This is a genomic window from Mycobacterium sp., from assembly GCF_052145595.1.
Lineage (GTDB): Bacteria > Actinomycetota > Actinomycetes > Mycobacteriales > Mycobacteriaceae > Mycobacterium.
The window spans coordinates 12,028-29,562 of the sequence record NZ_JBKQOI010000088.1 but is presented as its reverse complement, the minus strand read 5'-3'; the positions used below and the strand labels follow the sequence as shown (position 1 = coordinate 29,562).

Here is a 17,535-nt window from a genome sequence, read left to right as displayed (position 1 = left end):
GCAGTTGGTTGGCAATACCGAACAGCGGAAACAGCGTATTGATGCCGCCCAGCGGATCACTCACGCCCATCAGCAGGACGCTGCCCCACGCCGCGGCCACGGCCAGGCTGCAGACCCATACGCCCGGGCGCGAGCTCGGGTTTCGCAGCTTAGCCAGCGGACCACCCAGGTTGCCCAGCGTGTCGGAGAGCATGAAACGAGCGACCCGTGTGCCCGCATCGACGGCGGTCAGGATGAACAGCGCTTCGAACATGATCGCGAAGTGGTACCAGAACGCCTTGAGGCCCGATCCGCCGAACACCCGTTGCAGTACTTCCGACATGCCGACCGCCAGCGTCGGTGCTCCGCCGGTGCGCGACACGATCGACTTCTCGCCCACGCTGGCGGCGGCTTGGCTGAGCTGGCCCGCCGTCGTCGGAGGCCCCGACAAACCGAGCCGGTTGACGTAATCCGCGGCGGTTGCCGCGGTGCCGCCGGTCTGTGCGGCTGGGGCGTTGAGGGTGAAGTACAGGTGCTGGTCGAGGATCGAGGCGCTGATCAACGCCATCACGGCGACGAACGACTCGGTGAGCATGCCGCCGTAGCCGATCAGCCGCATCTGACTTTCCTTCTCCAGGAGCTTCGGCGTCGTCCCCGAAGAGATGAGTGCGTGAAATCCCGATAGCGCGCCGCACGCGATGGTGATGAACAGGAAGGGGAATAGCGAACCGGCGAACACCGGCCCGTCGCCGCGGGTGGCGAATCGCGAGACCGCGGGGGCCTGCATGATCGGGTGCGCAATGCAGATCCCGATCGCCAGCAAGGCGATGGCACCGATCTTCATGAACGTCGACAGGTAATCGCGCGGTGCGAGAAGCAACCACACCGGCAGCACCGACGCCACGAAGCCATAGATGACGATCAACCACGACACCGTGACCGGCGAGAGGTTCAACCACGATGCACCCCAGGACGTTTCGGCGACCATGTCGCCGGAGGCCACGGCGAGCATCAGCAGCACGAAGCCGATGACTGACACTTCCGCCACCCGCACGGGACGCAGGAACCGCAGGTAGCAGCCCATGAAGAGGGCGATGGGAATTGTCATCGCGATGGAGAACACACCCCAGGGGCTCTGGGCCAGTCCCCGCACCACCACCAGCGCCAGCACCGCGATGATGATCACCATGATGACGAACGCCCCGACGAGGGCGGCGGCGCCACCGATGGCGCCGAGTTCGTCGCGGGCCATCTGGCCGAGGGAACGGCCTCGCCGGCGGGTGGAAATCCACAAGACCAGGTAGTCCTGCACGGCGCCGGCGAACACCGCGCCGATGATGATCCAGATGCTGCACGGCAAATAGCCCATCTGGGCGGCCAGTACCGGACCGACGAGTGGTCCGGCTCCGGCGATGGCGGCGAAATGATGGCCGAACAACACTCGCCGGTCGGTCGGCACGTAGTCGGTGCCGTCGTCGAGAATCTCGGCGGGCGTGGCGTGGTCGTCACGTGGCCGAACGATCTTCGTCTCGATCAACCGGGCATAGAACCGGAATCCGATGATGTATGTGCAGATCGCCGCTACCACGAACCAGACCGCGTTCACCGTCTCGCCGCGAGCGAACGCGATGATCGCCCAGGCGACGGCGCCGATCACGGCGATCGCCGCGAAGACGATCTTGTGTCGGGTGGTGATGGGGGAGCGGTCGATAATCGCGACGGGCGGTAGGTCTTCGTCGGTGCGGACATAGCTGACGCCTTTGTCGTGCTCTTTGATTGCCACGGCGAAAACCCTACGCGCGCAATGTGCGTTTTAATACAGCGCGCGCACCGCGGCGATGGTGTCGGCTTCGGCGCCGCTCTTGTCATCGCGGTAGCGGACTACGCGGGCAAACCGCAGCGCCAATCCGCCAGGGTAGCGCGACGATCTCTGCACGCCGTCCAGGGCCACCTCGACCACCTGCTCGGGCCGCAATCGCACGACGTGACCGTCCGTCCCGCCCACGGCGAGCTCGCTGAAGCGGGCGGTCTGCCAGTCCAGCATGGCATCGGTCATGCCCTTGAAAGTCTTTCCCACCATGACGAACTCACCGGTGACGGGATCACGCGCACCCAGGTGAATGTTCGACAGCTTTCCGCGACGGCGCCCCGAACCCCACTCCACGGCGAGCACCACCAGATCCAGTGTGTGTACCGGCTTGACCTTCAGCCAGCCCGCTCCGCGACGGCCCGCGAGGTAGGGCGCGTCCGGTGCCTTGGCCATCACGCCCTCGTGGCCGGCGGCCAGTGTGGCGGCCAGGAAGTCGGCGGCCTCCGAAGGGTCTGACGTCACCAGCCGATCGACCCGGTGTCCGGCGGGCACCAGCGCGTCGAGGGCGGCCAGTCTGTCGGTGGCCGGCGAGTCGAGCAGGTCGACGCCGTCACAGTGCAAGATGTCGAAGAAGAACACCGAAAGTCGCTGTGTCGCAAGCGCTGACGGCACATCGACGGACCGGCCGAATCGTGACGCGGTGACCTGGAAGCGGTGCGGCCGGTTGTCGGGCCGCAGCGCGATCGCCTCACCATCGGCAATCAGGTCGTTCACCGGCAGCGCCAGCGTCGCCTCTACCACCTCGTGCAGCCGGGCGGTGACGTCGTCAAGGCTTCGGGTGTATACCGTGACCTCGTTACCGGCCCGGTGGATTTGCACTCGCGCGCCATCCAGCTTTGCCTCGAAAATTGTTGTCCCCCCATGACGTTCGAGTGCGTCGCGCACGCCGGCCGCGGTCTGTGCCAGCATCGGGCTGACCGGCCGCCCGACTCGCAGGGTGAAGGTGTCCAGCGCCGCCGCTCCGCCGGACAGGCCGGCGGCCGCGACCGCCGGCAGATTCCCGCCCAACATCGCGGCCCGCTGGACCGCGGCGAGGGGGATCTCGGCGGCCTTGGCCACCGCGTCGGCCATGACCCCGGCCAGCGCGCCCTGGCGCAGCTCGCCGCCCAGCAACCGCACCAGGAAGGCCTGCTCGGTTTCGGTTGCGACGGCAAACAACTCCGCGACGAGTTCGGCGCGCCTGGCCTGCGCCCCTTTGCCCGATACGGCACCGATCTCCGAGAGGGTGGCGTCGACGCCGGTGACCGTCAGCACGGGACGCGGCGCCGGCGGCGGCCGCGATCGCAACGACGCCCAGCCCACGCCGATCTGGCGTTGCCGCAGCTCACCCGAGAGCCACGAAACGATGGTCGCGACCAACTCGGGCTCGGGCGCCGCCCGGCGCAACAGGTCGGCGATGCGTGCGACCTTGGTCAGGCGCGACGACGTGCCGCCCACGTCAAGCGACGTAGCGGCCACGTCGAAAAGGAGCACGAAATCAGCTTGGCATGGCTCGCCGACAACCCCTCGGAGCGGACACGCTAGCGTGCCTACATAACGTTACAGATTGCAAGGATTCTGACAAGCCTGAAAGGGAGGTCCGGATGGAGATCAACGGGAAGAAGGCCGTCGTCATCGGCGGCGCGTCGGGGATGGGTCGCGCCACCGCCGAATTGCTGGCCGAGCGTGGCGCGGATGTCGCCGTACTCGACCGCGAGGGTTCCGACGGGAAGGAGGTAGCCGAGGGCCTCAGTGGTGGGCGCGGCGCGTTCTACCCCGTCGACGTCACCGACTTCACCGGTACCGAGGAGACGCTGCAGACCGCGGTCGACAAGCTGGGCGGCCTGCACGTTGTGGTGACCACCGCCGGCGGCGGCATCGCCAAGCGGACGCTCACCAAGTCCGGTCCCCACGACCTCGAATCCTTCCAATCCGTGATCGATCTCAACCTCATCGCCACCTTCAACATCAGCCGATTGGCCGCCGCGCACATGGCCAAGAACGAGCCCGAGGACGAGGAGCGCGGCGTCATCATCAACACCGCTTCGATCGCGGCCTTCGAGGGCCAGATCGGACAGGTCGCCTACACCGCCGCGAAGGCCGCGATCGCCGGCATGTGCCTGACCATGGCCCGTGACCTGGGCTCCATGGGCATCCGGGTGCTGGCCATCGCACCGAGCCTGTTTTTGACCGGGTTGACGGCCATGGTTCCCGACGAGATGGCGGCCATGCTGACCCGCGACGCGGCCTTCCCCAAGCGGATGGGCCGGCCCATCGAGTACGCCAAGCTGGCGGTGGCCATCGTCGACAACCCCATGCTCAACGGCCAATGCATCCGGCTCGACGCCGGACAGCGATTCGCGCCCAAATAGACAAGCCGGACGCCCCGCGGGCGCCCTCCACGCATTAAGTACACTCTTTAGGCAGCCGCCCCGCTTCCCCTCGGAGCGGGGCAGGCACCCAGCTGGGAATGCGGCGAGGAGGGCCCTTGTGGGTATCGCACTGACCGATGACCATCGCGAACTCGCCGAGGTGGCCCGCGCCTTCCTGACGTCGCAGAAGGCGCGCTGGGCTGCGCGATCGCTGCTTGATGCCCCCGACGAGGGGCGGCCTGGGTTCTGGCAGGACATGGTGGAGCTCGGATGGCTCGGCCTGCACGTCGACGAAGAGCACGGCGGCTCGGGCTACGGGTTGCCCGAACTCGTGGTGGTGGTCGAAGAGCTCGGCCGGGCGGTAGCGCCGGGGCCGTTCGTGCCGACCGTGATCGCGTCGGCCGTGATAGCCAAAGATGGCACCGCCGATCAAAAGTCGCGGCTGCTGCCGGGGCTGATCGACGGAACCGCCACCGCCGGAATCGGTTTGGACAGCCAGGTGCGGCTCACCGACGGTATCGCCGACGGTGAAGGGGGAATCGTGCTGGGCGCCGGGCTCGCCGATCTGTTGCTGATCGCCGCCGGTGACGACGTGCTATTGCTGGAACGCGGCCGCGACGGCGTATCGGTGTCGGCTAGGGGGGCGCCCGACAACTTCGATCCGACCCGGCGCTCCGGACGGGTTCGCCTGCAAAACGTGACTGTCACTGCCGCCGACATCTTGCCCGGGGCCGCCGAATCGGCACTGGCCCGGGCGCGGACGTTGCTGGCCGCTGAGGCGGTGGGCGGCGCCTCCGATTGCGCCGACGCCGCCGTCTCCTATGCCCAGGTGCGCCAGCAATTCGGCCGCACCATCGCCACTTTCCAGGCTGTAAAGCATCATTGCGCGAACATGCTGGTGGCCGCCGAGTCAGCGGTCGCCGCGGTCTGGGACGCGGCCCGGGCGGAGGCGGAAGATGAGGAGCAGTTCCGCCTGATCGCCGCCGTGGCGGCGGCGCTGGCCTTTGCTGCTTACGCGCGCAACGCCGAGCTCAACATCCAGGTACACGGCGGCATCGGCTTCACCTGGGAACACGACGCGCACCTGCATCTGCGCCGGGCGGTGGTGACCACGGCCCTGTTCGGCGGCGACGCACCGGCCCGGGATGTCTTCGACCGCACCGCGTCCGGTGCCGTCCGCGAGAACAGCCTTGATCTGCCACCCGAGGCCGAAGAACTACGCACCCGGATTCATGCCGACGCGGCCGAGATCGCCGCTCTGGACCGGAGCGCCCAGCGCGACAAGCTGATCGAGACCGGCTATGTGATGCCGCACTGGCCCAAACCCTGGGGCCGCGCCGCCGACGCGGTGGAGCAGCTGGTGATCGAGGAAGAGTTCCGCGCGGCGGGCGTCAAGCGTCCCGACTACGGGATCACCGGCTGGGTGATCTTGACCCTCATCCAGCACGGAACACCCTGGCAGATCGAAAGGTTCGTGGAGAAGGCGCTACGTAAAGACGAGGTCTGGTGCCAATTGTTCTCCGAGCCCGATGCCGGCTCGGATGCGGCGTCCATCAAGACGCGCGCCACCCGGGTGGATGGCGGCTGGAAGATCAACGGGCAGAAGGTCTGGACCAGCGGTGCCCACTACTGCGCGCGGGGGCTGGCCACGGTGCGCACCGACCCCGACGCGCCCAAGCACGCCGGCATCACCACGGTGATCGTCGACATGAAGGCTCCCGAGGTCGAGGTGCGGCCACTGCGCCAGATGACCGGCGGCTCGGACTTCAACGAGGTGTTCTTCAATGACCTGTTCGTCCCCGACGAGGACGTCGTCGGCGCGCCCAACTCGGGCTGGACGGTCGCGCGGGCGACGCTCGGCAACGAGCGGGTGAGCATCGGCGGCAGTGGCTCGTTCTACGAGGGGTTGGCCGCGCAGCTCGTGCAGCTGGCGGAGGAGCGGCCGGATCGGTTGGCGGGCGCCCGAATTCGGGTCGGGTCATACCTCGCGGAGGAAACCACACTGAGACTGCTGAACCTGCGGCGCGCAGCGCGCAGCGTCGAAGGGGCAGGACCGGGTCCGGAAGGCAACGTCACCAAGCTGAAGCTGGCCGAGCACATGGTCGAAGGTGCCGCGATCATGGCGGCGCTGCTCGGTCCCGAGGTCGCACTCGTGGATGGGCCCGGTGCCCTGGCTGGCCGGCTGATGATGGGCGCCCGTGGTATGGCGATCGCCGGCGGTACCTCAGAGGTCACTCGCAATCAGATCGCCGAGCGGATTCTCGGCATGCCGCGCGACCCGCTGATCAACTAGCTCAACCAGCCGCGCCGTTAGGCCGGCGCGAACAACGGAGCGCCGCCGCTGCTCTTCTCGGGCTGGATATCGACGCGCATCCCGCACGTCACCGAATCCGGTTCGCAACCAACGATGTTGGCAGCAACCCGCAGCCCGCTCTGTTCGGCGAGCTCGACAATGGCTATCACGTACGGGATTGGGATGTCGGGGTTGTACGGGTGGTGGTTGACCGTGTAGGTGAACACCGTGCCTTGTCCGGATACGGGACGTGCGATCAAGGGGCCGCCACAGTCGCGGCATTCGCCGGTCGCCGGATGCACCCAGCGTGCGCAGCGGTCGCAGTGTTCGATGAGCAGCTGAGATGTCGGCTCGCCTGGCACGACGAATACAGTACACTCTATTGATTCGGTGTGGGCGGCGGGTTTGTCTGACGGGCGGTGCGTATGTATTTCGAAAAGGGTGCGATCGTGTCCGGCATCGGCATTTCGCGAATCGGCCGCCGCACGGGCATTCCTGGACTCGAGTTGACCATGGAGGCGGTGCGGGCCGCCATCGAGGACGCGGGCCTGGGCGCGGCCGATATCGACGGCATTGCGACGCTGGGCGATACTCCGGCCGAAGACGTCAACGCCCAATTGGGGATCGAAGCGGCCGACTGCGGATCCGGATTCGGCACTGGCGGCCTGCTGAGCCCGGTGATGTCTGCATGCCGTGCGGTCGCCGAGCGACGCGCCCGGCATGTGGTCGTGTACCGGACGATACAAATGCTCGGCGGCACCGTTCCGGTAAAACCACAAGAGGATGCGCCTGCTCCACCGCTTGCGCGCATGTTCGAGACCCCGAAAGGCGAAGCCCGGCCCGCCGTCGGCGCGATGGACGACGTCAACGATCTGGTGGCTGCCCACGCTTACTCCGCCGCGAACTGGCTGGCGCTCAACTGCCGTCGCCACATGGAGCTGTACGGAACCACCAAAGAGCAGTTGGGCTGGGTGGCCCTTAACGGCAGACGCAACGCCGCATTGAATCCCCGTGCGGTTTACTGCGACCCGATGACGATGGCCGACTATCTCGGCGCGCGGCCCGTATCCACACCGTTTGGGCTGCTGGACTGCGACGTTCCCATCGACGGCTCGATTGCGGTGGTGATATCGAGCGCTGAGTATGCCAGCGACTGCCCACATCGCGCGGTGTCGGTGGAGGCGATCGGCGGGTCTAACGGTGCCGGCGGCTGGTTCCACCGCGACGACTACCCCAAAATGGCGATGTCAGATGCGGCGGCGCAGATGTGGTCGCGGACGGAGCTGAAGCCCGCCGACCTCGATGTGGCCGAGTTGTACGACGGTTTCACGTTTCTCACCATCGCCTGGCTGGAAGCCCTTGGAATTTGCGGCGACGGCGAGGCCGGGCCGTTCGTCGAGGGTGGCGTGCGGATCGCCCGCGACGGCGAACTACCGCTGAACACCTACGGCGGCCAACTCTCGGCCGGGCGCATGCACGGCTACTGGGCGCTGCACGAAGGGTGCTTGCAGCTGCGCGGCGAGGCGGCCGACCGGCAGGTCTCGCAGCGCCCCGAGGTCGCTGTGGTTTCCGTTGGCGGTGGACCCGTCGCGGGATGCATGTTGCTCACATGTTGAGATAGCTCCTGGGAGTGTGTAATTGAGCCTCACATGAGCCTCGAGCCGGACACCGGCCGAGCGACCAAACTGGCTTCGAAGATTGCCCGCCAAATCGAGGCGGATATCGTTCGCCGCGGCTGGACCATCGGAGTGTCGCTGGGCTCCGAACAGTCTCTGCAACAACGCTTTCGCGTGAGTCGGTCGGTGCTGCGGGAGGCGGTCCGCCTGGTCGAGCACCACCAGGTTGCCCGGATGCGCCGCGGGCCCAACGGGGGCCTGCTGATCTGCGAGCCCGACGCCGGGCCCGCCACCCGCGCCGTCGTCATCTATCTCGAGTACCTGGGCACGACGCTCGGCGACCTACTCAACGCGCGCCTGGTGCTCGAGCCCCTAGCCGCTTCGCTTGCCGCGGAACGGATCGACGAAGCCGGCATCGATCGGTTGCGAGCGGTGTTGCACGCGGAGGAGCATTGGAAGCCAGGCTTGCCGGCGCCGCGGGACGAGTTCCACATCGCGCTGGCAGAGCAATCGAAGAACCCAGTGCTGCAACTGTTTATCGATATCTTGATGAGGCTCACCGCGCGATACGCCTTACAGTCGCGCGCAGACTCGGCAACTGAGGCCATCGAGGCGGTCGACCAGATGCACCGCGCCCACTCCGAGATCGTCGCCGCCGTTACCGCGGGCGACTCGGCGCGGGCCAAGACGCTCAGCGAGCGACATGTGGAAGCGGTGACCGCGTGGCTGCAGGAGCATCACCCCGGCGACGGCGCCAGCAGGCAGCGTTCACCGAGGGGCCGGGGAAGCCGGGCGCGCCAGCCGCGCCCGCTCAACAACGAGCCGCGCGGCAAACTCGCCGAGATGCTGGCCGCGACCGTCGGCGACGATATCGCCACCGGCGGGTGGCGGATCGGTTCCGTTTTCGGGACCGAGACGGCGTTGCTGGAGCGCTACCGGGTGAGCCGCGCGGTGTTGCGGGAAGCGGTGCGGCTGCTCGAATATCACTCGGTCGCGCAAATGCGCCGGGGACCGGGCGGCGGGCTGGTCATCACAAAACCTCAGGCCCAGGCCAGCGTCGACACCATCGCCCTGTACCTGCAGTACCGCAAGCCGAGTCGCGAAGACCTGCGCTGCGTCCGGGACGCGATCGAGATCGAGAACGTCGTCAAAGTCGTCAAGCGGCGCACCGAATCCGAGGTGGCGGCGTTCTTAGAAACCCATCGAGAAACCCATGGGTCCTTGCTCGATCGAAACCCTCGAGAAACCGCCGGTGACGTGAGCAAGGCCGCTGTTGAGGAGTTTCGGTTCCACATCGGACTGGCGCAACTGGCCGGCAACGCGTTGCTGGGCCTGTTTCTCCGAATCATCGTCGAGTTGTTCCGCCGGCACTGGTTCAGCACGGGGCAGGCGCCGCCGACCTGGGCTGACGTCGTGGCCGTCGAGCATGCTCATCTGCGGATTCTGGAGGCGATCGAGGCCGGGGACGACAGCCTGGCCCGTTATCGCATCCGCCGTCATCTGGACGCTGCCGCCTCCTGGTGGCTTTAGGAGCCCCCTCCCGTCAGGTCAGCGTGGTTTGTAGTCCGTTCGGGCGCATAGCCAAGGCCCTTCAGGGGTATTGGGTAGGGAAGAGTCGAACGGCCGGTCCAGCAGGGGGTTGGCAAGAGTGATCGAAAGCGAGAGCGCTGCGGTGACCGTGGGGGGGAGACCGGGCAACTAGGGTTCGTTCATTCCGCGCTGATTTACCACTCGCAGGAGGAGTACCTGGACTTTGTAGTGCGATTCGTGGCCGACGGTTTGGCGATGGACGAGGCGGTGCTGGTAGCGCTACCTGGCGACAAGCTGGCCCTGCTGCGTGACGCGGTGCACGGCGCGGGTGCAGCGTTACCGGATTTGCACATGGTCGACATCACCGAGGTCGCCCGTAACCCGAGCCGGCTTATGGCCATGGAGGGTTCCTTCGCCGCCGAGCACTCCGATCGGCGGGTGCGGGTCGTGAGCCAACTCGCCTGGCCCGGTCGCACCGAGGATGAGCTTGTCGCCTGCTCGGAACACGAGGCGCTGTTCAACGCGGCCCTGGAAGGTCAACAGGCGACGGTGTTGTGTCTTTACGACGCAAGTCGGCTGGACGACGATGTGCTGGCCGACGCCCGGGCGACCCATCCCATGCTGTGGAAATGCGGTGCGCCGCACCGTAGCGCCGAGTACGCGCCGGATGACGTGCTGGCGCGCTGTAATCGGCCGCTGCCCGGCCATCCGGGTGCGGTCACCTACATGGTCAGGACGTCTTCAGATCTTCGCCCGGCACGGTCTTTTGCGGTCAGCTACGCCGGCTGGATCGGGCTGTCCCAGGATGGCGCCGACGATCTGCAATTGATCGCCACCGAGCTGGCCACCAACAGCCTGATGTATACCGACGGAGCGTGCCGACTGGCCTTCTGGCGCAACGACGAGCATTTGGTCTGCGAGGCGCGCGACACGGGACGTCTCGACGACCCGCTGGTGGGACGCCTCGAGCCGGGCCCCAGCGGCCCCGCCAGCCGCGGATTTTTCTGGTCAACGCCATGTCGGACTTGGTGCGCACGCACACGACATCGACCGGCACGACGATCCGGGCTTATCTTCGGCTTGGTCCGTCGCCCGGGCCGCACGGGTGAAGCGTGCCGAGGGGTCGTGACGCGCACAGCGCGACGCTACTTGCTGTTGAAAACCGCCCCGCCGCCGTTGGAGCCAGCTCGCCGCATTCTCTTGTTGGCCTTCGCTTTCATCGGCCGTGCCTTTCATGTGCTGGTGCACACGCGTGCTTTTTGGGCGGGTCGCCTCGTCGTAATCGATCAGCTGCCGGGGTGCGGCGCCACGACCGCATGGGCTGAGTCCGGAGCCGGTTGGGCCCCCGGGGTCACCGGCACGGGCCCCGACGAGCTCGTGGTCGCACATCCCGTCGGGAATAGCGTGGCCAGCACCGCGACCACGATCGCGCCCCTCCGCATTCGCTTGCCGGTTTTCTTCGCATCCATGATTGCGCCTCTCGTTTGCTAGAACATTCCCGCAATCCGCGATTCCACCGTTTCAGATGTTATCGCCACCGCCCGATATGGGTGCCGCTTTTGAATTTCGAACGGCGGCTTCCCTTACCGCTTTTGTGCCGAGATTGCGTTAGCGGCTGGGTCATACCTCTTCGGCGCCCGCGACAACCGCGAAAGTTGTTCTCCCACAAACTTACTGCCACTGAATGAGATGGCCGGACCCGCGAGCGCGGTCCCGGGAGGTCGTCCGTCGTAACCGGTTAGACGCTGGCCTGCGTCGGTGCGACGACCTGACCGGCCGATACCGGAGCCGGTTGGCCCTGCGGCCGCCCACCCTGCTGGGGTGTCGTCGCGGGCTGGTTTTGGGGCGCGCAGCTCGCCGCCAATATCGCGAATGCCGCGGCCAGCACCGCGCCCGCTATCCGAACGGTCCGCATTCTCTTGCTGGATTTCGTCACGCTCATCGATCGCGCCTTTCGTCTGTGCCAGACAGATATTCCCCATCGGCGATTCCCACCGGTTCTGATGCTACCGCGATCGGCCGACACGGCTAACCGTTTTGACGTCCGAAGCAGGCGGCGTGTATGCGGCGCGCAATATGAATAGCCGTCGATCGGAGTCCTGTTGCCGTGCAACGTCGTTGTGCCCGACGCGTCGGACACCGTCGTCATCGGCACGACGGACCCGGGGTTGATGGTCGATGCGAGCCGGATCGGATGAGGTCGCCGATGCGGTGAAACGAAATGAGATTTGCATTGCCGGCGCGCGGCGTCTAATGTCTGCGCTCGTGCGTCTTCTCGCGCGTGCCGTAGTAGCCAGCACCCGCAGCGGGGTCTGATCCAGACCGACCCCCCGCTGTGGGTCGAAAGCTACTGCCGTCGGTCGCTTCCGCTGACCAGAGAAGACCGACACCGTGCCCCTTTCCCAGCCCGTTTCTGAGCCTGTTCCTGGGCCCCTTTCCGAGCTCGTTTCCTGTCCGCGACCGGATCTCACCAGTGCCCCGGCGTTGTTCGGCCACCACTTCGGCGCCCCTTTACCGCGCGGTCTGCGCGAGGAGGCCGACGCGATGTCCTGGGAGGGCTTCGTCGCAACGTACGGCCACACCGGTGGCCCGCTGCGGCTGGGGCACTGGGCCTGCATCGATACGGACCGACCCGCGGGGCGGCTCGGTCCGCAAGCCCGCAACTTTCGCGCCGTGATCGCCGTCGGCGACCGGATCAGCACCTCGACCGCGGCGGGTAGCGGGCCGGTCGCCGCGCTCACCGCGATGCTGCACGAGCGCGGGATCACGGTGGAGACGTTGACGTTTCATCAGATGCGATCGGGCGAGACCACGGCCACTTTTATCCATGGCACCAACGGGATTCGCGCCGAGTGGGCGATGGGCTGGTCGGGGGATCCGATGCAGTCCGCGCTGCGCGCGGTGATCGCATGCGCCAACCGGCTGCTATGCGGGGAAGGTGCCGCCTAGCGGCGGGAGGGTCGCAGCGCGGTCAGAGCGGTCGCAACACGATCGGCATGCCGTCCTTCGGCACCGGCATGCCGCCGTAGTCCCACTCGGCCTGGTATCCGGGGTGGGGCAGTTCGAGCCGATATCTGCGCAACAGGCGGTGCAGGATCGTCTTGATCTCCAACGTCCCAAACACCGAACCGATGCACTTGTGGGCCCCGCCGCCGAACGGCGTGAACCCGTAGCGGTGCCGCTTGTGTTCGTTGCGCGGCTCGGTGAAACGGTCCGGGTCGAATTTCAGCGGGTCCGTCCAGATCTCCGGCAGCCGGTGGTTCATCCCCGGGTACGCGATGACGTTTGTGCCCTCAGGTATGTAGTAGCCCAGTAGGTCGGTGTCGCGCACCGTCCGTCGCATCGCCCACTGGACGGGTGTCACCAACCGGATCGACTCGTTCATCACCAGGTCGAGCGACTCCAGCTTCTCCAGCGATTCGATGTCGAGCGGCCCGTCGCCGAGCCGGTCGGATTCGTCGCGGCAGCGCTCCTGCCACTCCGGGTGGCCGGCCAGCTGGTAGATCATCGTCGTGGCGGTCGACGTCGACGTGTCGTGGGCGGCCATCATCAGGAAAATCATGTGGTTGACGATGTCCTCGTCGGAGAACTTGTTGCCGTCCTCGTCCGCGGATTGGCACAAGACCGAGAGCAGGTCGGTGCCTTCTTTCCCGCGTTGTTCCTTGACGCGCTCACGGAAGTAGTTCTCGAGCAGTTCGCGTGCCTTGAGGCCGCGCCACCAGGTAAACGGCGGAACGCTGGTGCGGATGATCGCGTTGCCGGCGCGGGTGGTGACGGCGAACGCCTTGTTGACCTTGGTCACCAGGTTATGGTCGGTGCCGGGCTCGTGGCCCATGAACACCATCGAGGCGATGTTGAGGGTCAGTTCCTTCATCGCCGGATAAAGCAGGAAGCGCGCATCGTTGACCACCCAGTCGTCGGCGATCACCTGCGACACGACCTTTTCCATCTGCTCGACGTAGCTGACCAGGCGGGACCGGACGAATGCCTCCTGCATGATCCGCCGGTGGAAAAGGTGCTCTTCGAAGTCGAGCAGCATCAGCCCGCGGTGAAAGAACGGCCCGATCACCGGAACCCAACCCTGCTGGGAGTAGTCCTTGTTGCGGTTGGAGTAGATGACCTGTGCGGCGTCCGGGCCCAGGGCGGCGACGCCCGGCAGCACCGGCGAGTCTCCGAACACCACCGGACCCTTGGTCCGGTAGAGGAACATCAGATAGTCCGGGCCGCCGCGCAACATCTCGATGATGTGCCCGATGAACGGCAGGCCCGCGTCGCCCATGGCCGGCTTGAGCCCGCTGCCCGGCGGCGGGTCGGCGAGCTTGTGCTCGGGGAATTCAGTGTTCCGCAGCCGACGCTCGACAAGACCCATGCCGGGGAAGTTGTTGATCGACGGGGTGAACCGGCGCCGCGCCTGGTCGAGAAGGTAGTGCGGGGTGCTGATGGTGGCGGCCATAGACGCTCCTTTGCGGGCCCGGGACGGGTGACAGCGATCACTGAGTCAGTATCCTTCGGGACCAACTTGACGGCTGTCAAGTTTGCTTTTTGCGCGGCGTGGTGCAAGGTCAAGAGGGTGAGCAGCCACGCCGCCAATCCGGAGCCGGGCGAGGCGGTCGTGCGACGGCGTGGTGACAAGCAGCGACGAGCGATCCTGCAGGCGGTGCGTGAACTGCTGCAGGAAAAGCCGTTCGCAGAGCTGTCAGTCAGCACCATCAGCCTGCGAGCCGGCGTGGCCCGGTCCGGTTTCTACTTCTACTTCGACTCCAAGTACTCGGTGCTCGCACACATCGTGGCCGAGGCCGCCGAAGAACTCGAAGAACTCACGCAGTACTTCGCCCCACGCCAGCCGGGCGAGTCGCCAGAGCAGTTCGCCAAGCGGATGGTTCGCAGTGCGGCGGCCGTTTACGCGCACAACGACCCGGTGATGACGGCCTGTAATGTCGCCCGCCACACCGATATCGAGATTCGCGACATCCTCGAGCAGCAGTTCGAAGTGGTGCTGCGCGAGATCGTCGCCGTCGTTGAGGCCGAGCTGAAGGCCGGGACCGCGAATCCAATCAGCGACGACATCCCCACTCTGGTGCGAACCCTCGCCGGAACCACCGCGCTGATGCTGACCGGCGACCCGATGCTGGTTGGCCGCCAAGGTCTGCACGGCGACGTGGAGCGGCGGGTGCGCGTGCTCGAGCAGTTGTGGCTGAACTCGCTCTGGGGTGGTGCAAGGTAGCGACGGTATCGTCGCGCCCATGGCACCAAGGGTTTCCGGGTGGGCAACTGGGCGGTATTTCGCGGGGAAGCGGTGCCTGGTCACCGGTGCGGCCGGCGGCATCGGCCGCGCCACCGCGTTGCGGCTGGCCGCGCAGGGCGCCGAACTCTATCTGACCGACCGCAACTCGGACGGTCTGGAGCTGACCGTTGCCGACGCCCGCGCACTGGGCGCGCAAGTGCCCGAGCACCGCACGCTCGACATCGCCGACTACGACCAGGTGGTGGCGTTCGCCGCTGACATCCACGCCGAACATCCGAGCATGGACGTCGTGCTCAACATCGCCGGAGTGTCCGCCTGGGGCACCGTCGACCGGCTGACCCACGAGCAGTGGAGCAAGATGATCGCGATCAACCTGATGGGTCCGATCCACGTCATCGAGACGTTCGTCCCACCGATGATGGCGGCGCGCCGGGGTGGGCACTTGGTCAACGTGTCGTCGGCCGCCGGGCTGGTCGCGCTGCCGTGGCACGCCGGCTACAGCGCCAGCAAGTACGGGTTGCGCGGCCTGTCCGAGGTGCTGCGCTTCGACCTGGCCCGGCACCGTATCGGCGTGTCGGTCGTGGTGCCGGGTGCGGTGAAGACCCCGCTGGTCAACACGGTCGAGATCGCCGGCGTCGACCGCGAAGACCCCCGGGTAGCCCGCTGGGTGGACCGCTTCGGCGGTCATGCCGTGTCGCCGGAAAGGGCGGCCGAGAAAATCCTTGCCGGTGTCGCAAAGAATCGCTACCTGATCTACACGTCGCAGGACATCCGCGCGCTGTATGCGTTCAAACGGCTGGCATGGTGGCCGTACAGCGTGGCGATGCGGCAGGTCAACGTCGTCTTCACCCGCGCACTCCGGCCCAGCTCGGCGACGATGCAGGCCGCGAAGTGGCCTGATGAAGAGGCGGGCAATCGGGTCTAGCCCCGCCCCACTACTCCGGCATGGCCAGCTCGAGTCGCACCCCGAGTAGCCGCACCGGCCGGTCCAGCTCGAAAAGGTCCAAGACGCGCAGGGCGGCTGCGGTTATGGTGTCGGCATCGGTGGTGGGCGCGGCCAGCTTGCGGATCTTGGTGCGCGTGTAAAACGTTGCGGTGCGCATGGTAACCGCCACCCGGGTGACGATCCGTCCCGATGCCAACACGTCCTCCAATGCTTGGTGAGCCAATCGTGTTACGGCCGAATCCATTTCGGCCCGATCGGTGAGGTCGCGCGGAAACGTGATGACGTGACTGCGGGAGCGCGGAATCCAAGGTTGCGCGCTGACGTCGGTATCGCCGCCGCCCTTGGCCAGCAGCAGCAGCCACAGACCGGTGCGCGGGCCGAATGCGGACCTCAGCAGCTCGGCGTCGCTGTAGGCGAGCTCTCGGACCGTGGTGATGCCAAGGACCGCAAGCTTTTTCGCTGTCTTGGGCCCCACGCCCCACAGTGCGTCGACCGGACGGTCCGCCATCAGGGTCATCCAGTTCGCGTCGATGAGCGCAAATGTGCCGGCCGGTTTCGCGAAGCCGGTGGCGACCTTGGCGCGCTGTTTGTTGTCGCTGATGCCGACCGAGCAGGACAGCCCGGTTTCCGACGAGATGACCGTGCGGATCTGTGCTGCGACTCCGGTGGGATCCGCTGCCGACACGGCGACGTACGCCTCGTCCCAGCCCCACACTTCGACCGGGTGTCCCAGGTCGCGCAACAACCCCATCACCTGGTCGGACGCCGCGTCGTAGGCGGCCGGGTCCGACGGCAGAAAGGTGGCGTGGGGGCAGCGGCGTGCGGCGGTGCGCAACGGCATGCCGGCGTGTACACCGAATTCGCGGGCCTCATACGAGGCGCAGGTGACGACCTTGCGCGGTTCGGTCGGATCGCCGTTGCCACCGACGATGACCGGCAGCCCGGCCAGTTCGGGGTGGCGGCGGAGTTCGACCGACGCCAGAAACTGGTCGAGGTCGACATGCAGTACCCAACTCGGTGTCGGCGAGACCATTTGGGCCAGGTCACCGCCCACAGAGCTTGCGTGCCAGGCTCTCCCACGCGTCGCCCAACACCTCCAAGGTGTGGCCGCCGTAGTTCAGTTGATGCTCCACGTAATCCACGTCGAGCAGGGCCAGTAGCGCGTCGGTCTGGGCATCGAGGTCGCCGGTGGTGTGAGCCGCCTGCAAAAGCACCCGCACATGGGTGCGCTGCACCGCGGCCGCACCAACATGGCGGGTCTGCGGATCGCCTTTGGCCGCCGACAGCAGCGCGTGGTGGGTGTGGACGAAGCGCAGCCGCGCCCGGCCGAATGCCACCAGCCGATCCATCGGCGGCGCATCGGGGCCCAGCGGCGGCGGGCCGAACAGAAATGCCTGCTGACTGGTCCGCTCGTCCTCGTCGAGCAGCACCATCATCAGGCCGGCCCGGCTCCCGAATCGGCGGAACAGCGTCCCTTTGCCGACGCCGGCGGCCGCGGCCACGTCGTCCATGGTGACGGCGTCCGCGCCGCGTTTGGCAACCAATCGGCGGGCCGCCTCGAGCAATAGCGCGCGGTTGCGCGCCGCGTCTCCTCGCTCATGTTGCGTCTCTTGACGAGCGGAAACCGGCAACTCGCCCAACCGCTCGACACCTCTCACTCCTGCACTTTAGCGCGGATGGAATAGAAACGGACCACAGTCCGGTT

The 17,535-nt window shown here is 66.7% G+C and carries 16 protein-coding genes and 1 pseudogene; 9 read left to right on the top strand and 8 right to left on the bottom strand.

Annotated features, from left to right (window positions below; translation table 11 throughout):
- Both ACLP4W_RS07400 and ACLP4W_RS07395 read right to left on the bottom strand, forming a co-directional pair.
- Positions 1 to 1,762: carbon starvation CstA family protein (locus tag ACLP4W_RS07400; RefSeq protein ID WP_442385489.1), on the bottom strand; the 1,762-nt coding region annotated here is incomplete at its 3' end.
- A 30-nt stretch (positions 1,763 to 1,792) separates the two neighbouring features.
- Complete coding sequence (locus ACLP4W_RS07395) at positions 1,793 to 3,322, bottom strand: ATP-dependent DNA ligase (RefSeq protein WP_442385488.1); 1,530 nt, start codon at positions 3,320 to 3,322, stop codon at positions 1,793 to 1,795.
- Positions 3,323 to 3,432: 110 nt separating this feature from the next.
- Here ACLP4W_RS07395 and ACLP4W_RS07390 point away from each other — a divergent pair, with 110 nt between their 5' ends.
- Both ACLP4W_RS07390 and ACLP4W_RS07385 read left to right on the top strand, forming a co-directional pair.
- On the top strand, positions 3,433 to 4,200 hold the full coding sequence (locus tag ACLP4W_RS07390; protein ID WP_442385487.1) for an SDR family NAD(P)-dependent oxidoreductase: 768 nt from the start codon (positions 3,433 to 3,435) through the stop codon (positions 4,198 to 4,200).
- Positions 4,201 to 4,318: 118 nt separating this feature from the next.
- Positions 4,319 to 6,493, top strand: coding sequence for an acyl-CoA dehydrogenase (locus tag ACLP4W_RS07385; RefSeq protein WP_442385486.1), 2,175 nt, complete (start codon positions 4,319 to 4,321; stop codon positions 6,491 to 6,493).
- A gap of 17 nt (positions 6,494 to 6,510) precedes the next feature.
- On the opposite strand, the gene ACLP4W_RS07380 is transcribed toward ACLP4W_RS07385, so the two are convergent.
- Positions 6,511 to 6,855 (bottom strand): Zn-ribbon domain-containing OB-fold protein, encoded by a 345-nt coding sequence (locus tag ACLP4W_RS07380; protein ID WP_442385485.1) that lies wholly within the window; start codon positions 6,853 to 6,855, stop codon positions 6,511 to 6,513.
- 63 nt (positions 6,856 to 6,918) lie between these two features.
- Between ACLP4W_RS07380 and ACLP4W_RS07375 the strand changes: the two genes are divergently transcribed.
- The 3 genes and pseudogenes from ACLP4W_RS07375 to ACLP4W_RS07365 all read left to right on the top strand — a co-directional run bounded on the left by ACLP4W_RS07375 (position 6,919) and on the right by ACLP4W_RS07365 (position 10,748).
- Positions 6,919 to 8,109, top strand: coding sequence for a thiolase family protein (locus tag ACLP4W_RS07375; RefSeq protein ID WP_442385484.1), 1,191 nt, complete (start codon positions 6,919 to 6,921; stop codon positions 8,107 to 8,109).
- A 33-nt stretch (positions 8,110 to 8,142) separates the two neighbouring features.
- The gene (locus tag ACLP4W_RS07370) at positions 8,143 to 9,639 is read left to right on the top strand and encodes a FadR/GntR family transcriptional regulator (protein WP_442385483.1); all 1,497 of its coding nucleotides are present in this window, start codon (positions 8,143 to 8,145) and stop codon (positions 9,637 to 9,639) included.
- 118 nt (positions 9,640 to 9,757) lie between these two features.
- A pseudogene (locus ACLP4W_RS07365) lies at positions 9,758 to 10,748 on the top strand (anti-sigma factor RsbA family regulatory protein).
- A 177-nt stretch (positions 10,749 to 10,925) separates the two neighbouring features.
- On the opposite strand, the gene ACLP4W_RS07360 reads toward ACLP4W_RS07365, so the two are convergent.
- Both ACLP4W_RS07360 and ACLP4W_RS07355 read right to left on the bottom strand, forming a co-directional pair.
- Complete coding sequence (locus ACLP4W_RS07360; protein ID WP_442385482.1) at positions 10,926 to 11,108, bottom strand: hypothetical protein; 183 nt, start codon at positions 11,106 to 11,108, stop codon at positions 10,926 to 10,928.
- 269 nt (positions 11,109 to 11,377) lie between these two features.
- Positions 11,378 to 11,581, bottom strand: coding sequence for a hypothetical protein (locus ACLP4W_RS07355; RefSeq protein WP_442385481.1), 204 nt, complete (start codon positions 11,579 to 11,581; stop codon positions 11,378 to 11,380).
- Between the two features lie 148 nt (positions 11,582 to 11,729).
- Between ACLP4W_RS07355 and ACLP4W_RS07350 the strand changes: the two genes are divergently transcribed.
- Together ACLP4W_RS07350 and ACLP4W_RS07345 are read left to right on the top strand one after the other, a co-directional pair.
- The gene (locus ACLP4W_RS07350; protein ID WP_442385492.1) at positions 11,730 to 11,837 is read left to right on the top strand and encodes a hypothetical protein; all 108 of its coding nucleotides are present in this window, start codon (positions 11,730 to 11,732) and stop codon (positions 11,835 to 11,837) included.
- A gap of 286 nt (positions 11,838 to 12,123) precedes the next feature.
- Positions 12,124 to 12,588, top strand: a complete 465-nt coding sequence (locus tag ACLP4W_RS07345; RefSeq protein WP_442385480.1) for a homocitrate synthase — start codon at positions 12,124 to 12,126, stop codon at positions 12,586 to 12,588.
- 22 nt (positions 12,589 to 12,610) lie between these two features.
- Here ACLP4W_RS07345 and ACLP4W_RS07340 read toward each other — a convergent pair whose 3' ends face one another.
- Positions 12,611 to 14,092 carry a cytochrome P450 gene (locus ACLP4W_RS07340; protein ID WP_442385479.1) on the bottom strand — a complete coding sequence of 494 codons (1,482 nt, stop codon included), beginning with the start codon at positions 14,090 to 14,092 and terminating at the stop codon, positions 12,611 to 12,613.
- A gap of 117 nt (positions 14,093 to 14,209) precedes the next feature.
- On the opposite strand from ACLP4W_RS07340, the gene ACLP4W_RS07335 reads away from it, so the two are divergent.
- Positions 14,210 to 14,863, top strand: coding sequence for a TetR/AcrR family transcriptional regulator (locus tag ACLP4W_RS07335; protein ID WP_442385478.1), 654 nt, complete (start codon positions 14,210 to 14,212; stop codon positions 14,861 to 14,863).
- Positions 14,864 to 14,882: 19 nt separating this feature from the next.
- On the top strand, positions 14,883 to 15,809 hold the full coding sequence (locus ACLP4W_RS07330; RefSeq protein WP_442385477.1) for an SDR family oxidoreductase: 927 nt from the start codon (positions 14,883 to 14,885) through the stop codon (positions 15,807 to 15,809).
- A 10-nt stretch (positions 15,810 to 15,819) separates the two neighbouring features.
- Here the strand turns inward: ACLP4W_RS07330 and ACLP4W_RS07325 are convergent, their stop codons facing one another.
- Positions 15,820 to 16,863, bottom strand: a complete 1,044-nt coding sequence (locus ACLP4W_RS07325; RefSeq protein WP_442385476.1) for a DNA polymerase IV — start codon at positions 16,861 to 16,863, stop codon at positions 15,820 to 15,822.
- Positions 16,864 to 16,873: 10 nt separating this feature from the next.
- Positions 16,874 to 17,488 carry a TetR/AcrR family transcriptional regulator gene (locus tag ACLP4W_RS07320; RefSeq protein ID WP_442385475.1) on the bottom strand — a complete coding sequence of 205 codons (615 nt, stop codon included), beginning with the start codon at positions 17,486 to 17,488 and terminating at the stop codon, positions 16,874 to 16,876.
- Positions 17,489 to 17,535: the final 47 nt, after the last annotated feature.